The sequence below is a fragment of the Peribacillus frigoritolerans genome, assembly GCF_030676415.1.
Lineage (GTDB): Bacteria > Bacillota > Bacilli > Bacillales > DSM-1321 > Peribacillus > Peribacillus frigoritolerans_A.
On the sequence record NZ_JAUUTW010000114.1, the window covers coordinates 1 to 359 of the forward strand.

Sequence of the window (359 nt, forward strand, 5' to 3'; positions counted from 1 at the left end):
GAAGAAACCAGAGCAATGAAAGAAAGTACTACGGATCCTGAGAGTGGCTACTATGTGAAAGATGAACGAACAAAACAGTTTGCCTATTCATTCCACGCGGCCGCAGACCGCAACGGTTTTGTATTGGAACGATTGTAACACCTGGTAATACACATGACAGTCATATTTTGGAGCGACTTGTTGAGCAAGTGATTGAGAAAGTTGGAAAGCCAGAAGCAGTTGCCCAGATGCGGCTTATAAAACACCAGCGATTACAAGCTACCTATTTAACAAAGAAATTACACCTGCTTTACCCTATACACGTCCTCGTACAAAAGAAGGATTCTTTCGCAAACATGACTATGTTTATGATGAACACT

At 41.8% G+C, this 359-nt stretch carries 1 pseudogene; it reads left to right on the forward strand.

Going from position 1 to position 359, the window contains the following annotated elements:
• Positions 1-359, forward strand: a pseudogene (locus Q8G36_RS28700) (transposase); the annotation flags it as partial.